Consider the following 12,334-nt stretch of genomic DNA (forward strand, 5'->3'; position numbering starts at 1 on the left):
AATTTTTGCGGGCAATCCAGCTTATCATAGCGGGGGCTTCGGTTATAGTTCGTCCTTGGCAATTGAGAAAAACCCGGTAAGTTCCCATCATCTTGGTTCTTCGGAGCTAAATCGGAATAGAAAATACAGTGCCGAAATTTGAACAAATCGGCAGAAAAGGGAGATCATGTCAGACGATTCGGACCGGGTTTTGGATCAGGAGGCGCTTGCCTTCCACATGCAAGGGCGCCCAGGAAAAATTGAAATTACCCCAACCAAGCCGCTGGTCACCCAGCGTGACCTGTCCCTTGCCTATTCCCCGGGGGTCGCTGCACCCTGTCTTGCCATTGCTGAAGACCCCTCTAAAGCGTTCGATTACACGGCACGGGGCAATATGGTCGCGGTCATTACAAACGGCACCGCAGTTTTAGGGCTTGGCAATCTGGGCGCGCTGGCATCAAAACCGGTCATGGAGGGTAAATCCGTCCTGTTCAAACGGTTTGCCGATATCGATGCCATCGATCTTGAACTCGACACCACCGATGTTGATGAGTTCGTCAATGCGGTGCGTTATTTGGGCCCCAGTTTCGGCGGCATCAACCTTGAAGATATCAAAGCACCGGAATGTTTCATTATTGAACAGCGCCTGCGCGAAATTATGGATATTCCAGTGTTTCACGATGACCAGCACGGCACTGCGATCATCGCCGCAGCCGGGCTTTTAAATGCGCTGGATGTAACGGGACGCAACATCAAAAACATCAAGATGGTGGTGAACGGGGCAGGGGCCGGTGCCATTGCCTGCGTTGAACTGGCAAAAAGCATCGGGGTGCCCCATGAAAACGTCATCATGTGCGATACCGCAGGGGTTATTTATCAGGGCCGCGAAGAACGCATGAACCAATGGAAATCTGCCCATGCGGTCCCCACCAAAGCGCGCACCCTGGCTGATGCCATGAAAGGGGCCGATGTGTTTTTTGGTCTTTCCGTCAAGGGCGCCGTCAGCGCAGACATGGTCAAATCCATGGGCAAAAAACCCATCATCTTTGCCATGGCCAACCCGGACCCCGAAATCAAACCCGAAGAAGCCCGTGCCGTCCGCCCCGATGCCATCATTGCAACAGGACGGTCCGATTACCCCAATCAGGTCAACAACGTCCTGGGCTTTCCCTATATTTTCCGTGGTGCGCTGGATGTCCGGGCCCGGGCCATCAACGATGAAATGAAAGTTGCCGCCGCCCATGCGCTGGCAGCCCTTGCCCGTGAAGATGTCCCCGATGAAGTATCCACCGCCTATCAGGGTGCTGAAATGCGCTATGGCCCTGAATATCTGATTCCGGTGCCTTTCGATCCCCGCCTGATTTCAGCCATTTCCCCCGCCGTGGCACAGGCCGCCATGGATACGGGTGTTGCAGAGCTGCCCATTGAGGACATGGCGGAATACAAAACCCGGCTTTCAGGAAGGCTGGACCCCACAGCGGACGCACTTCATCTGATTTCGCGCGAAGTCCGCGCAAATCCGCGCCGCGTGGTGTTTGCAGAAGGCGAAGAAGAAAAAGCCATTCGCGCCGCAGCCGCCTTTAAGGCAACGGGCTATGGCACGCCAATCCTGGTCGGCTATGAAGACAGAATTTTGGAAACCATGAAACGCCTTGGCATTGCCAACGCACAAGATTTTGAAATTTCCAATGCCGGAAAATTAAATCGCTCCAAGGAATTTACCGATTTTATGTTTGAACGGCTGGCACGCCGCGGCATGCTGTATCGCGATTGCCAGCGTTTGGTTAATCAAGATCGCAATATTTTTGCCGCCTGTATGGTTGCCCATGGTGATGCCGATGCCATGGTAACCGGCCTGACGCGATCCTCATTTGTGTGCCTGAACGATGTCCGCCGAGTTTTGGACCCGCGCCCGGGTGAGCGCGTGTTCGGACTGACCATGCTGATTACCCCCGGGCGCACCGTTTTCATCGCCGACACCTCCGTTCATGAAGTGCCCAATCAGGTAGAACTGGCTGATATCGCCATGCAAGCCGCCGCCAAGGCGCGCCAATTGGGACACACGCCAAGGGTTGCGTTGTTGTCTTTTTCAACGTTTGGTGAGCCCCTTCGCGACAACGGTAAACGCATCCGCGAAGCGGTGGATATTCTGGACAGTCGCAAGGTTGATTTTGAATATGATGGGGAAATGGCCGCAGACGTGGCGCTTGATCCGGAATTGATGCGCCAGCATTATCCCTTCTGCCGTCTATCAGGACCCGCCAACATCTTGATTATGCCGGCCCTTGATCCTGCCAATATTTCATCAAAATTGATGCAGGAACTGGGCGGCGGTACAGTGATTGGGCCGTTGTTGTTGGGCCTGGAAAAACCGGCCCAGATTGTCCAAATGGGAACAACCGTTTCCCAAATGGTGACCTTGGCTGCCCTTGGGGTTCACGAATCCCTCCACAACGACTAGGCACCAGTTTACAAAACAGGAGTGCTTTTCCAAATCATGGCAAGACGCACACCTTCTCTTACAAAGCTTTTACCGGCAGCGCTTGTTTTTGCAGCCCCGGGATGGGCCGTTCTGGCCGTCCTTGGCCTGGGCGGATTCCTCACACCTTTTTTGGCACTTATGGCGGCAGGCGCATGTTTTTTAATCGCGGCCTTGATTGCAGCGCCCATCGTTGGTGATCTTGATGCTTTGGCCGAATATGGCGATGCATTGGCGCGCAATACCTTGCCGCCTGAGCCCGCGCTTTCGGGCTGGAGCGATAGCGCAGAACTGGCCGCCCGGTTCAGAAGAATTGCCCGCGAATGGCAACGCAACGCGCAATCTTTAAAAGGTGGCACCATTTCCAGCCAAACGGTTTTCGACAGCCTGCCCCAGCCGTTGCTGCTACTGGATCAGGACCGAAAAGTATTACAGGCAAACCGCACGGCACGAACCTTAATTGGCACAGACCCAACAGGCACCGATCTTGCCGGGGCCATTCGTGATCCAGCCGTTCTGGCGCTGGCCGATGATGTCCTTGCTGGACAAGAGATAGAAGCCGTCAGCCTGACCCTGCAAGGGGCCACGAAAATGTATTTTTCTGTCCATATCGTGCCGCTGAGTTCCCAAACCGAAACACCCACCGACAAAACCGAAATACCCCATGGTGGGGCGGCGGCACTTGTGGTGCTTTATGATCTGACTGAGCGCCGCATGGCCGAACAAATGCATGTCGATTTTATTGCCAATGCCAGCCACGAACTCCGCACGCCACTGGCATCTCTTGTTGGTTTTATTGAAACCCTGCGCGGCCCGGCGCGCTCGGATGAAGACGCACAGGAAAAATTCTTGGGCCTGATGGCATCCCAGGCCAGCCGCATGGGCCGATTGGTGGAAGACCTTTTGTCCCTGTCTGCCATTGAATTGGCCGAACACACCCAACCCAGTGACCGTGTCGATCTATCTGAAATCCTTGGCGATATCGCGGAAGGGCTGAAACTGGAAGCAGAAACAAAAGACATGGTCTTGGTGCAGGATTTTGCGCCGGACCTGCCAAAAATTGTTGGGGACAAAGACCAGTTGACCCAGCTGTTCCAAAACCTGATCGACAATGCCATTAAATATGGCGCGCCCAAAAGCGACGTCAAAATTCATGCCCATCCCATAACGGGTGCCCAGAGCGGGTATGTGCAAATTGATGTCATCGATCAAGGAGACGGCATTGGCACAGAACACCTGCCACGCCTGACGGAGCGCTTTTACCGGGCCGATGCCGCCCGTTCACGGGCGATTGGTGGCACCGGGCTTGGCTTGGCAATCGTCAAACACATCACAACGCGCCACCGGGGCACCCTTGATATTTCCAGCGCGCCAAACAAAGGCAGCACCTTTTCCGTCCGTTTGCCGATAAATTTGGAAAAATAGCCCTCCCTGTAACATTGCTGTCACGGTCTTGTATTATCTCTATCTCCATAGATTGATATGGAGTGATCAGAAGATGTCATTTGGAAATTTAACCGCCGCAGCCGCTACCACAGCCACTGTCGCTTTCATTGGCCTTGCCGTTTTTGCCGGCACTGCAGTGGCGCGGGATCAAATTCATATTGTTGGATCATCCACCGTTTTTCCCTTTTCCGCGAAAGTCGCTGAACAGTTTGGTAAAACGACAAAATTCAAGACCCCCGTTGTTGAAAGCACCGGATCGGGTGGGGGGTTGAAATTATTTTGTGCTGGCGTTGGCGTTCGCCACCCAGACATCACGAATTCTTCACGACGCATCAAACAATCCGAAGTGAAACGCTGCGGCAAAAATGGCGTGAACGCCATTACGGAAGTTAAAATTGGTTTTGATGGCATTGTTATTGCCAATGCGCGCAAGGGAAAGCCCATGGCGCTGAGCTTGAAACAGATTTTCATGGCCCTTGCCAAAGACGTCCCCATTAAGGGCAAGCTCACAAAAAACCCGTATAAAACCTGGAATCAAATCAACCCTGCCTTGCCCGCAACCCGGATTGAGATTTTAGGGCCGCCGCCCACATCAGGCACGCGGGATGCCTTTGTTGAACTGGCAATGGAAGGGGGCGCAAAGACATTCCCATCGCTTGCTTTCCTTCGCAAAAAAAATAAACGGGCCTTCAAAAATGTCGCCCATACCCTTCGCGAAGATGGTGCCTTTATTGAAGCCGGTGAAAATGACAACTTGATCGTCCAGAAATTAGAAGCCAATCCGGCTGCCCTTGGCATTTTCGGGTTCAGCTTTCTGGACCAGAACCGGGACAAGGTTCGCGGCAACACCATCGGTGGCGTGACCCCAAGTTTTGAAAACATTGCCGATGGTAAATATTCCATTTCACGGTCGCTCTATTTTTACGTCAAAGTAGCCCATGTTGGAAAAATTCCGGGCATCAAGGCGTTTATAAAACAGTTCACATCCGCCAAAGCCTGGGGCGATACCGGCTATCTGACAGACAAAGGCTTGATTCCCCTGTCCAGAAAAGGGCGGCGCAAAATGGCAAAGGATGCCCGCGCGATGAAACCGCTTTCCATCAAAGGCAACTAGAGAAGGCATCGCATTCATGAATGCAGCCACCTTAACTGGCACAATTTTACTTCTGGCAATGGCCGGATTTTACATGGGACGCGCACGTTCGCTGCAAACAGCGGGGGGTGATGCCAAAAAATTGCATTCCCTGCCGGGCTATCACGGCACCTATGTGGCATTTTGGGCCGGGCTGCCCGCACTTGGCATTTTGGGGCTTTGGGTGGGCATTGAGCCCTTTATTATCAAGCAGTTAGTGATTAGTGGCCTGCCTGCGGATATGCAGACGTTGCCTCAAAACCGTTTGGCGCTTTTGTATAATGACATCCAGAATATCGCTGTCGGAGCATCTAGCAGCAAGCCCGATGCCGTTTTGCGTGGTGCAGCCGATCATTATTCAACCCTTCGCGCCACCGGCATCATGGCCATAAGTGCGCTGACATTGGGCATGGGTGCTATTGGCCTCGCCATCACACGGGCACGCATTGCCCCAGCATTGCGGACCCGCCCGCGGGTTGAACGGCTGATCATGGTCTTGCTGATTATCAGTTCTACGCTGGCGGTGTTCACCACCATTGGCATTGTGCTCAGTTTAATTTTCGAATCCCTGCGCTTTTTTGAACACGTGTCTCTCAATGAATTTCTGTTTGGCCTGCAATGGTCCCCTCAAACGGCGATGCGCGCCGATCAGGTGGGCTCCAGTGGCAGTTTTGGTGCCGTGCCTGTGTTCACGGGGACCTTGTTGATCACCGCCATTGCCATGTTGGTGGCAGGCCCCATCGGGTTAATGTCAGCCATTTATATGGCGGAATATGCCAGTCCGACGGCACGGGGCATTCTGAAACCCGCGCTGGAAATTTTGGCAGGCATTCCAACGGTCGTGTTCGGATTTTTTGCCGCCCTGACCGTGGCCCCTGCCATCCGGGATGCGGGGGCATCCTTGGGGTTAAGTGTCGCATCGGAAAGTGCGCTGGCGGCCGGGGTGGTCATGGGCATCATGATTATCCCCTTTGTGTCTTCGCTGTCCGATGATGTGATTAACGCCGTGCCCCAATCCTTGCGCGATGGTTCTTACGCCATTGGTGCCACCCGATCTGAAACCATCAAAAAGGTCATTATCCCCGCTGCCTTGCCGGGCATTGTGGGATCGTTCCTTTTGGCCATATCCCGGGCCATTGGCGAAACCATGATCGTTGTCATGGCCGCTGGTCTGGCCGCAAAGCTGACGGCCAACCCCTTGGAGGCCGTGACCACGGTCACGGTCCAGATTGTGACGTTATTGGTCGGTGATCAGGAATTTGATTCGCCAAAAACCCTGGCAGCCTTTGCCCTTGGGTTGGCCCTGTTTTGCATCACGCTAGCGCTTAATCTGATTGCGCTGAAGATTGTGCGTAAATACCGGGAGGAATACGAATGAGTAATCTTTCCAAACGCCACGCATCTGAAAAGCGCTTTCGCATTTACGGTATTGCCGCCATTGGGGCTGCCGTCTTGGCGATGGTGGTTTTGATCGGCACCATTACGGTGCGCGCCATTCCGGCGTTCGTCACCACAGAAATCAGTATGGATGTTTTCTTTGATCCTGAAATCATTGATCCTGAGAAAACCGGCAAACGCGAAGAATGGCTTCAGGCCGATTACAACGCCATGGTTTTACAGTCCCTGCGAAAAATCTTCCCCCGTGTGCGCAACCGCCGTGACCGGCGAAATCTTTTAAGGATCATGAGTTCCGGCGGCGGCGATCGTTTGCGCAATATGGTGGTGTCCCAACCCGCCATTATCGGCAAAACAATGACTGTTGCCATGCCCGCATCCGATGACATCGACATGCTGATGAAAGGAAAAATCAGCAGGGATGTGCCAGAAGATGCCCGCCGCCTTTCCAATAAACAATTGAAATGGCTGGATGCCCTTCAGGCCAAGGGGCACGTTCACACCACCTTTAACACGCAGTTTTTCACCTCAGGGGATTCCCGTGAACCGGAACTAGCCGGCATCTGGGCCAGCGTCGTTGGTTCGGTGCTGACCCTGACCATCACCTTGCTTTTGTCTTTTCCCCTGGGCGTTTCAGCGGCCATTTATCTTGAGGAATTTGCGCCTAAAAATCGTTGGACCGATTTAATCGAGGTCAACATCAATAATTTGGCTGCTGTGCCATCCATTGTTTTTGGCCTTTTAGGTCTTGCGGTTTTCCTCAGTTTCTTTGGATTGCCCCGTTCCGCACCCTTGGTGGGTGGCTTTGTTTTGGCGCTGATGACGTTGCCAACCATCATCATTACAGCCAGGGCCGCCATGGGCGCCGTGCCGCCATCCATCCGCGAAGCCGCTGTGGGGCTTGGGGCATCGCCGCTTCAAGTGGTGAGCCATCATGTATTGCCGCTGGCCATGCCCGGCATTTTAACCGGGTCCATTATCGGCATGGCCCGGGCCCTTGGTGAAACCGCACCATTGTTAATGATTGGCATGGTCGCCTTTATCGTTGATATTCCAAAGAGTTTTACAGACACCGCAACCGTATTGCCGGTGCAGGTCTATCTTTGGGCCGACAGTCCGGAACGGGCCTTTGTTGAAAAAACTGCCGCTGCCACCCTGGTTTTGATTATCTTCCTTATCGCCATGAACGGGCTCGCGGTATACTTACGCAAGAAATTCGAACGCCGCTGGTAAATCAAGAGGACCCCATGCCCAACACAACAACACCCATTTCCATGACCGGCCCCTCTGTCAAAGCGGCCCCCAATGGCGCGCCCGGACCTGTAAAACTGGAAACCCGTGGACTGGATGTTTTTTACGGCGATAAACAGGCGTTGTTTTCCGTGGACCTCGCCATGCCCGAACATGAAATCACGGCATTGATCGGCCCGTCGGGTTGCGGAAAATCCACCTTTTTGCGTTGCCTCAATCGCATGAATGACACCATTGCCACCTGCGCCATCAGCGGCGAAGTTCTGGTCGATGGCCAAAATATTTATGATCGCGAACTGGATGTGGTGGAGTTACGCCAACGCATTGGCATGGTCTTTCAAAAACCCAACCCCTTCCCCAAATCCATTTATGAAAATGTTGCCTATGGGCCACGCATTCATGGTTTTGCTGCATCCAAAAGCGAATTGGATGAAATTGTCTTTACCTGTCTTGAAAAAACAGGGTTACTGGAAGAAGTTCGTGACCGATTGGATGCCACCGGAACATCGCTGTCGGGCGGCCAACAACAGCGCCTTTGTATTGCCCGTGCGATTGCCGTCAATCCTGATATCATTTTGATGGATGAACCCTGTTCGGCGCTGGACCCAATAGCAACGGCACGTATTGAAGAATTGATGGAAGACTTGCGGGGGAATTACACCATCGTCATCGTCACCCATAACATGCAACAAGCCGCACGCGTTTCCCAACATACGGCTTTCTTCCATCTTGGACATCTGGTGGAATGGGGAGACACTGAACAGATTTTTACAAGCCCTGCCCAGGAACGGACACAGGGTTATATAACCGGTCGCTACGGCTGAACCAGCCATAAGGAAGTTTGCTATGTCTTCAGAACATATCGTCAAATCCTATGATGAAGAACTGAACCATCTGAATGAAAACATTCTGAAGATGGGTGGATTAGCCGAAGCCCTTTTGGCGTCTGCCATCGAATCAATTTCACAACGCGATCCAGAGCTTGCCGCCGTCACGGTGCGTGAAGACCGCAAGATTGATGAAATAGAAGCCGAGATTGACCAACAGGTCATCCGTCTTTTGGCGTTGCGCCAGCCCATGGCCAGAGATTTGCGCAACATTGTCGGCGCATTAAAAATGGCCCCCGACATTGAACGGGTGGGCGATTATGCCGCCAATGTCGCCAAGCGCGCCATTCCCCTTTGTGATTTCCCCCCAGCCAAATCCATATCCACCGTGCCGCGCATGGGCAAAATCGTCCAGCATATGATCAAGGATGTTTTGGATGCCTTCACCGAAGGCAACGCCGAAAAAGCCAAGGAAGTCTGGGCGCGCGATGAAGAAGTGGATGATCTGTACGATGGCATGTTCCGAGAACTTTTGACCTATATGATGGAAGACCCCCGCAATATCACGCCGTGTACCCACCTGATGTTCATTGCCAAGAATATCGAGCGCATCGGCGACCACATCACCAATGTTGCCGAAACCATCTATTACATGGTGGAGGGTGAAAGACTGGAAGAATTAAGGCCCAAGGGAGGGGATTCGGCCAGTCTGTTTGTTGTGACCCCGGAAGATTTAAAAAAGCCGGAATAGGAAAATGCCAAACGAACACGGGCCAAACAAACAAAGATCCTCTGTCCTTGTCGTCGAAGACGAAGCCGATATCGCTACCTTGATACAATACAATCTGGACAGGGCCGGTTTTGATGTCACCACGGCCATGGATGGCGAAGAAGCATTGTTGATCACCCGGGAACAGCGTTTTGATCTGATCCTTCTGGACTGGATGCTGCCGCTGGTTTCGGGCATCGAGATATGTCGCCAATTGCGCCAAAGGCCTGACACCAAAGGCGTCCCCATCATCATGCTGACAGCGCGGGGTGAAGAAAACGCCCGAATTCAGGGATTAAATGCAGGTGCGGATGACTATGTCACCAAGCCATTTTCGCCCAAGGAACTGATCGCGCGCATCCATGCCGTGCTACGGCGAGCCAACCCGACGCTTTCCGAAGACGTTCTAACCTATTTGGACATCACCATGGACACAGGGACACAGCGGGTCACACGCAATGGCACTGCGATTGATTTGCGCCCGGCGGAATTTAAATTGCTGCATCATTTTATGGGCCAGCCGGGTCGTGTGTTCAGCCGCGAACAATTGCTGGATGCCCTATGGCATGACGAAGGCGAGATCGAAGCCCGCACCGTTGACGTCCACATTCGGCGGCTGCGCAAGGCACTGAGCATGGATGGAGCTGCACCTGATGTTATTCGCACCGTCCGATCAAGCGGATACGCGCTGGATCATCCCCACGCCTAAAACGATGGCGCTTTAATCTGCTTCGCTGTCGAACATTTCCGGTCGGCGCATCATCCAGAGCAGAATTAAAAGCCCGGGCACCGCGCACACGGCCGATGTGACAAAAAACCAAAACCAATCAAGGCGTTCTGCAAGCCAGCCGCCGCCAGAGGACAACACCGTTCGCCCAACGGCAGCAAGGGATGAGAACAACGCATATTGTGTGGCCGTGAAATCAAAATGGCAAAGCCTGGAAAGATAGGCAACGAAGGCCGCCGTGCCCATGCCGCCGGAAATATTTTCAATGCCGACCGTCAGGGCCAAAAGCCCCATGTCGGCACCCACAGACGCCTGAACCGCAAACATCAGATTGGAAAGCATCTGTAGCCCGCCACACCACAACAGGGCCGGGAACAGGCCATAACGGAGCACCACAACCCCGCCTGCCACGGCCCCGATTAAGGTTGCCCCAATGCCAAAAACTTTGGTCACAGAAGCGATGGCAGAAAGAGAAAATCCAATGGAGACAAAAAACGTATTGGCCATAACCCCGGCCACGGCGTCGCCAAATTTATAAAGCACGATAAATAACAACACCGCCATCCAACCGGGGCGTTTCAGAAAATCTGCAAAGGGCGCCACAACGTGATCGGCCATCCAGCGATTAAGGTTTGTTTGCCTGCTTTCTTTTTTCAGATAGGCCGCTGATTGTTTTGGCTCTGACGATAACAAGATGGCCAAAAGCCCAACCCCCATGCCAAGCCCCATGACGCTATAGGCTGCCGGCCATCCAAATGCATCGGCGATATAAAGCGCGCCCGCACCAGAAACCAACATACCAACCCGGTACCCAAGCTGTACCGCAGCGGCGCCTGCCCCCTGTTCCCGAGCAGCCAGAATTTCCACGCGGTAGGCATCAATCACAATGTCCTGGGTTGCCGATAAAAAGGCCACCATCAGGGCCAAAAGGGCCGTGTGTCCAATATCCGTCACGGGATTGGTCAGGCCCAGGGCGATGATGGTTGGGAACAACAAAAGCTGAGATGTCACCATCCAGCTGCGACGCCGGCCCAGACGCCGGGTCAGGATCGGAATTTTCAGCCCGTCAATTAAGGGCGACCATAAAAATTTTAATGCATACGGAAGCCCCATAAGGGCAAACAAGCCAATGGTCGTGCGATCAATCCCGGTGCTTGCCAACCAGGCCGACAGGGTTCCGAAGCTGAGCGCCAACGGCAACCCACTGGAAAATCCGAGAACCCCGATCAGGGCCATGCGGGGATCGCGATAAACCGCCACCGCATCGAGCCATCTGCCCATTATCTGTTTCCCCCAGCCGGACTGCGCGCCACCTGAAAATGGGTCCTAGTTATCAAATGCCTTTGCTGCCAGCACGGCCAGGTCGGCCTCAGGCCGGGCACCGTAATGGCTGATTATTTCACCGGAACAAATCGAACCCAGCCGCCCACAATCATGAAGATCGCGGCCCTGGGTCAGGCCATACAAAAATCCTGCTGCATAAAGGTCCCCGGCACCGGTCGTATCGATAATCTTTTCAACAGGTTCTGCATCAATGACATGTATTTCATCCCCTGACACGACAACCGATCCTTTTTCTGAACGGGTCAACGCCGCAATTTGGCAATGCTTTCGAACCTCTTGCAGGGCTTCGTCAAAGTCTTCGGTTTCATACAAGGACAGGATTTCTGATTCGTTTGCGAACAGAATATCGATGTGTTCTTCGACCAGATCAAGAAAGTCCAGACGATGGCGATCAACGCAAAATGGATCAGACAGGGTCAATGCCACCATGTTGCCCGCCTTATGGGCGATTTTTGCCGCCTCCTGAAAAGCCTTCTTGGCCATGGGCGGATCCCACAAATAGCCTTCCAGATAGATCACTTTTGAATCGGCAATCACGGTGGGGTCAATATCACCGGGGTCAAGGGTTGCTGAAACACCAAGATAGGTCTGCATGGTGCGCTGGGCATCGGGTGTCACAAAAATAAGGCATCGGGCTGTGTGTTGGCCGTCTGAGGCGGCGGATGTTTCGAAAGAAACCCCTGCAGCACGAATATCATGGCGAAAAATTCCCCCAAGCTGATCGTCTCTAACCTTGCCAATAAAGGAACCCTTGCCGCCAAGGGCCGATAATCCGGCAATGGTATTGGCAGCCGAGCCACCAGAAGATTCCACCGAAGCGCCCATGCGACCATATAATTCGGCTGCTTCGGTGCCATCAATCAGGGTCATGGTCCCTTTGTTCAGGCTGTTTTCGGAAAGGAATGCATCTTCTGCATGAGCGATGACATCGACAATGGCGTTGCCAATTCCCAAAACATCGAAACGACGTTCCGATACCATTGCA

The 12,334-nt window shown here is 53.4% G+C and carries 10 protein-coding genes; 8 read left to right on the forward strand and 2 right to left on the reverse strand.

From position 1 onward, the window contains the following. Window positions 1-166: 166 nt before the first annotated feature. The 8 genes from HOJ08_00905 (at window position 167) to phoB (ending at window position 9,987) form a co-directional block, all read left to right on the forward strand. A complete protein-coding gene (locus HOJ08_00905; protein MBT5671995.1) occupies window positions 167-2,440 on the forward strand; it encodes an NADP-dependent malic enzyme in 2,274 nt (757 codons plus the stop codon). 36 nt (window positions 2,441-2,476) lie between these two features. Next, window positions 2,477-3,883 (forward strand): PAS domain-containing protein, encoded by a 1,407-nt coding sequence (locus HOJ08_00910; GenBank protein MBT5671996.1) that lies wholly within the window; start codon window positions 2,477-2,479, stop codon window positions 3,881-3,883. A 73-nt stretch (window positions 3,884-3,956) separates the two neighbouring features. After that, complete coding sequence (locus HOJ08_00915; protein MBT5671997.1) at window positions 3,957-5,018, forward strand: PstS family phosphate ABC transporter substrate-binding protein; 1,062 nt, start codon at window positions 3,957-3,959, stop codon at window positions 5,016-5,018. Window positions 5,019-5,034: 16 nt separating this feature from the next. Beyond that, a complete protein-coding gene (pstC, locus tag HOJ08_00920) occupies window positions 5,035-6,414 on the forward strand; it encodes a phosphate ABC transporter permease subunit PstC (GenBank protein MBT5671998.1) in 1,380 nt (459 codons plus the stop codon). After that, complete coding sequence (gene pstA / locus HOJ08_00925; GenBank protein ID MBT5671999.1) at window positions 6,411-7,664, forward strand: phosphate ABC transporter permease PstA; 1,254 nt, start codon at window positions 6,411-6,413, stop codon at window positions 7,662-7,664. Before pstC ends, pstA begins: the two co-directional genes overlap by 4 nt. Window positions 7,665-7,705: 41 nt before the next feature. Further along, window positions 7,706-8,506, forward strand: a complete 801-nt coding sequence (locus tag HOJ08_00930) for a phosphate ABC transporter ATP-binding protein (GenBank protein MBT5672000.1) — start codon at window positions 7,706-7,708, stop codon at window positions 8,504-8,506. 22 nt (window positions 8,507-8,528) lie between these two features. Further along, a complete protein-coding gene (phoU, locus tag HOJ08_00935) occupies window positions 8,529-9,260 on the forward strand; it encodes a phosphate signaling complex protein PhoU (protein MBT5672001.1) in 732 nt (243 codons plus the stop codon). A 4-nt stretch (window positions 9,261-9,264) separates the two neighbouring features. Then, window positions 9,265-9,987 (forward strand): phosphate regulon transcriptional regulator PhoB, encoded by a 723-nt coding sequence (gene phoB / locus HOJ08_00940; GenBank protein MBT5672002.1) that lies wholly within the window; start codon window positions 9,265-9,267, stop codon window positions 9,985-9,987. A 12-nt stretch (window positions 9,988-9,999) separates the two neighbouring features. On the opposite strand, the gene HOJ08_00945 is transcribed toward phoB, so the two are convergent. Further along, window positions 10,000-11,286, reverse strand: coding sequence for an AmpG family muropeptide MFS transporter (locus tag HOJ08_00945; protein MBT5672003.1), 1,287 nt, complete (start codon window positions 11,284-11,286; stop codon window positions 10,000-10,002). Window positions 11,287-11,331: 45 nt separating this feature from the next. Beyond that, the gene (locus HOJ08_00950; GenBank protein ID MBT5672004.1) at window positions 11,332-12,330 is read right to left on the reverse strand and encodes an adenosine kinase; all 999 of its coding nucleotides are present in this window, start codon (window positions 12,328-12,330) and stop codon (window positions 11,332-11,334) included. Between the last annotated feature and the right edge of the window lie 4 nt (window positions 12,331-12,334).

Source organism: Rhodospirillales bacterium (genome assembly GCA_018666775.1).
Lineage (GTDB): Bacteria > Pseudomonadota > Alphaproteobacteria > SMXQ01 > SMXQ01 > JABIXC01.

What these genes read in the sequence shown, in the direction of transcription:
- HOJ08_00905 (MBT5671995.1), top strand. Translation starts at nt 167, where the DNA reads ATGTCAGACGATTCGGACCGGGTTTTGGATCAGGAGGCGCTTGCCTTC.
- HOJ08_00910 (MBT5671996.1), top strand. Translation starts at nt 2,477, where the DNA reads ATGGCAAGACGCACACCTTCTCTTACAAAGCTTTTACCGGCAGCGCTT.
- HOJ08_00915 (MBT5671997.1), top strand. Translation starts at nt 3,957, where the DNA reads ATGTCATTTGGAAATTTAACCGCCGCAGCCGCTACCACAGCCACTGTC.
- pstC (MBT5671998.1), top strand. Translation starts at nt 5,035, where the DNA reads ATGAATGCAGCCACCTTAACTGGCACAATTTTACTTCTGGCAATGGCC.
- pstA (MBT5671999.1), top strand. Translation starts at nt 6,411, where the DNA reads ATGAGTAATCTTTCCAAACGCCACGCATCTGAAAAGCGCTTTCGCATT.
- HOJ08_00930 (MBT5672000.1), top strand. Translation starts at nt 7,706, where the DNA reads ATGACCGGCCCCTCTGTCAAAGCGGCCCCCAATGGCGCGCCCGGACCT.
- phoU (MBT5672001.1), top strand. Translation starts at nt 8,529, where the DNA reads ATGTCTTCAGAACATATCGTCAAATCCTATGATGAAGAACTGAACCAT.
- phoB (MBT5672002.1), top strand. Translation starts at nt 9,265, where the DNA reads ATGCCAAACGAACACGGGCCAAACAAACAAAGATCCTCTGTCCTTGTC.
- HOJ08_00945 (MBT5672003.1), bottom strand. Translation starts at nt 11,286, where the DNA reads ATGGGCAGATGGCTCGATGCGGTGGCGGTTTATCGCGATCCCCGCATG.
- HOJ08_00950 (MBT5672004.1), bottom strand. Translation starts at nt 12,330, where the DNA reads ATGGTATCGGAACGTCGTTTCGATGTTTTGGGAATTGGCAACGCCATT.